Raw genomic sequence first — 3,520 nt, forward strand, 5'->3', positions numbered from 1 at the left:
CAATCGGCGGGGGTTTTTGCGTTTGCGCCACGAAAAAACATCCGGGCGCCCGCTACGCTCGCGGGGCGGCGTCGCGAGGGTCCGCGCCAACACCTACGACGCCCCCCTGAAGCCGACCGATCATGCCGCACATACAGAACGGCTCGGTTTGATGGCCCGGCGCGGGCACTTCCTCATGGCGCTGGATCGCAATCGGGAAACGACCGCGCTCCGTCGTTCGCCCACGTAAAGCGTGCCTTCCTCATGTCGGTGGATGCCGTCGCCGCGGTTGCGGGAACCCGGACCACCCGCAGCCTACCGACGGCTTGTGGTTCTCGGCCCGTCGCTTGGAGACCGGCTCTCGTTTCAGCCTCGGTCCGGCCCTTGAATGCGCCGCGATTCGGTGGGCATGCTTCGCGGCTCTTATTTCCCCGTCTGCGGCTCGGCCTCAAGCGCTTCCGATGCAACAAGAGAGCGCCTTCGCTCACTCCTTGCCGTCCACACACCAGTCACCCCTTCGACGAACGAGAATCCGGCCAAATACCAGACTCTGCGCAGACACAGCGCATCTGCCCGACGCGGATTACCGCAGCGAAGCATCGGCCCTTCAGGGTAATATCGCCATTCGTGCCGATCGCTGCGCGTTGCCTGCCGCATCGGATCGGCGTTGTCACGATTCCCGTCTACTGCAGCATTCATGACTTCCAGCCACGTTCAAAGTGATCGGACGACCGATCTCTTGCCGTATCTCGTCGCCGCCACCTTCTTCATGGAATACCTCGACACGACCGTGATCGCGACTGCTCTGCCGCAGATGGCGCGTTCGTTCGGCGTCGGGCCGAACGCGCTCAGCCTCGGGATGACGGCCTACATGCTCGCGCTCGCGGTATTCATCCCGATCAGCGGCTGGATCGCGGATCGATATGGGTCACGTACGGTGTTCGGCAGCGCGATCGTCGTCTTTACCGGTGCGTCCGTGCTGTGCGGACTCTCCAACGGCGTGGCGACGTTTACAGCCGCACGTCTGTTGCAAGGCGTCGGTGGCGCGATGATGGTGCCGGTCGGACGGATGATCGTCGTGCGCAGCACGGAAAAGGCGCGCCTGATGCGCGCGATCGCGACCATTACATGGCCCGGTATCGTGGCGCCCGTCGTCGGGCCTCCGATCGGCGGTTTCATTACAACGTATGCGTCGTGGCGGTGGATATTCCTGTTGAACGTGCCGTTCGGTGTCGCGGCGCTCGTTTGTACGTGGCTGATCGTCCGCAATACGCGGGCGACCGAGCAACGACCGCTCGACTGGATTGGCTTCGTGCTGGCGGGCGCCGCGCTCACGTGCCTGCTGATCGGTACCGAAGCGGCCGGGCAGCAGGACGCGCACTTCACGCGCGCCGTCGCGCTGGTGGGCGCCAGCGTCGTGTTCGGTGTGGCCGCGTGGCTGCATGCGCGACGTTGCGCGCATCCGCTGCTCGACTTCACGACGTTGAAGGTGCCGACATTTTCGGTGACGGTCGTCACCGGCTCGGTCACGCGGATCGCGATCAACGCCGTGCCTTATCTGCTGCCGCTGCTGTTCCAGATCGGCTTCGGACTTTCGCCGTTTCAGTCCGGCCTGCTGCTGCTCGCGAGCGCGCTCGGCAATCTCGGCATGAAGGCGGGAACGTCGTGGATTCTGGATCGCTTCGGCTTTCGGCGTGTCGCGCTCGTCGACGTGACGATCGTCGGCGTCTTCACGATCGCGTGCGGATGGCTGACCGCATCGACACCGCTTGCAATCACGTTGTTCGTCGTGTTCGTCTACGGACTGGCCCGGTCGATGCAGTTCACGACGCTCGCGACGCTGGCCTATGCGGATATCCCCGCGCAGCAGACGAGTGCGGCAAGCACGTTGTGGAGCGCGGCTCAGCAGATGACGATCGGGATGGGCATCGCGTTCGGCGCGTTGGCGTTGCGGCTCGCGGCGCTGATCCGTGGCGATGCGGCCGGTATTCATTACGTGCTCGACGATTTTCGCTGGGCATTCGTCGCCGCCGGCGTGCTCGCGCTGCTGACATTGCCCGGCTATGCGCGACTTGCTACCGACGCGGGCGACCGGCTGAGGGCGGGTGTCGCGCGAGGGTAGGCGGTAGTCGCATTTTCTGGGCACGGCGTTTCGGCTCGCGCAATCGCGGCTTCGGCTGCTGTATGAGCAGCGAAGCTTGCCGACCGCTCGGTCCTTTACGGCAAGCGCGCCGAACGCCGACGGGCTTTCCGCACTTGCGCCGTTCCACGCCATTACAGCGCGTCATGAAAGATGATGCCGACCGTATGTCGATGACCGGCCCGGACGCGGCTCACGCCATGACGCAGATTCACGCGATAGACGCCGCGCGTTCCTTGCACCGGTCTGCCATGCACGGCGAAGATCACCGCGTCGCCCTGCGCGAGCGGCACCACTTCCGCACGCGACTGCATGCGCGGCCGCTGCTCGGTCAGCACGAACTCTCCGCCGGTGAAGTCCCGGCCGGGCGCGGACAGCAGGATCGCGACCTGCAGCGGAAACACGTGCTCGCCGTACAGATCCTGATGCAGACAGTTGTAGTCGCCGTCGCCGTATTGCAGGATCAGCGGCGTCGGCCGAGTCTGACCGGCTGCGTGGCAGCGACGCAGGAATGCCGCGTGGTCTCGCGGATAGCGGACGTCGATGCCGAGCGCCTGGTTCCAGCGATTCGCGATCGGCGCGAGATGCGGATAGAGCGTTGCGCGCAGTTCGGCGACGATCGCAGGCAGCGGATAGGCGAAATACTTGTACTCGCCGCGGCCGAAGCCGTGCCGCGCCATCACGACGCGCGAGCGGTAAAGCGTGTCGTTCGGATAGAGCGACGCGAGCGCATCGCATTCGGTTGCGGACAGCAATCGAGATACGCGTGCGCATCCGTATTGATCCAGTTCGGCGCTGATGGCCGTCCAGTCGAGCATGTCGACACGCGGTGCGATATCCGTCGATTCGACGGCAGGGGGCAAGGCGGCAAGGTTCACGGGTATTCCTCGTTCGTCGGCGCGGTCATGTTGCGCGGCGTGCGCCGAAGCGCTCACGCCGAACCGCGACGCGCGCGTCGCCGTGCGAAAAAGCCTGCACGGCACAGAAGCGTCGCGCGCACAGCTGCGCTCACGGTGAAAGTCGATGAACCCAGTGTAGTGCCGTACGTGCGTGCCCGCGTTCCAGATCTTGCGCTGCAATTCGAAACAGGAACGGGGCGGCTCGATGCAGAACCCGCGTCTTTGCCGATACGGGTGCGTTGCGATATCGATGCACAGAGGAACCGGCGGCAACTCAGCAAAGGAACCAGGATGTGGCGCGTAACAGCCAAAGCGCGCTTCGTGCAGCAACTCGATACGAGCGCGCTAGAGACGGCGATGTCGACGCTCGGTACGGTTTCTGCAGCGCGCTGCGCGAGGCGCGATGAACCTGTCCGCATTTTTGTGGAACCTGTCCGCATTTTTGTGGGCGAGGCGGTTGAACAGCACGTTATCCACGCGCCTGCATAAATCGCTCGCCGAA

The 3,520-nt window shown here is 64.5% G+C and carries 3 protein-coding genes; 2 read left to right on the forward strand and 1 reads right to left on the reverse strand.

Annotated features, from left to right (window positions below):
- Window positions 1-229 (forward strand): hypothetical protein (locus tag BUB20358_RS28110; RefSeq protein ID WP_207771219.1); only part of this gene is annotated, 229 nt, incomplete at its 5' end.
- A 447-nt stretch (window positions 230-676) separates the two neighbouring features.
- Window positions 677-2,101 (forward strand): DHA2 family efflux MFS transporter permease subunit, encoded by a 1,425-nt coding sequence (locus tag BUB20358_RS27715; protein WP_006766495.1) that lies wholly within the window; start codon window positions 677-679, stop codon window positions 2,099-2,101.
- Window positions 2,102-2,253: 152 nt separating this feature from the next.
- On the opposite strand, the gene BUB20358_RS27720 is transcribed toward BUB20358_RS27715, so the two are convergent.
- Window positions 2,254-2,997 (reverse strand): 2OG-Fe(II) oxygenase, encoded by a 744-nt coding sequence (locus tag BUB20358_RS27720; RefSeq protein ID WP_035975375.1) that lies wholly within the window; start codon window positions 2,995-2,997, stop codon window positions 2,254-2,256.
- Between the last annotated feature and the right edge of the window lie 523 nt (window positions 2,998-3,520).

The sequence above is a fragment of the Burkholderia dolosa genome (assembly GCF_902499135.1).
Lineage (GTDB): Bacteria > Pseudomonadota > Gammaproteobacteria > Burkholderiales > Burkholderiaceae > Burkholderia > Burkholderia dolosa.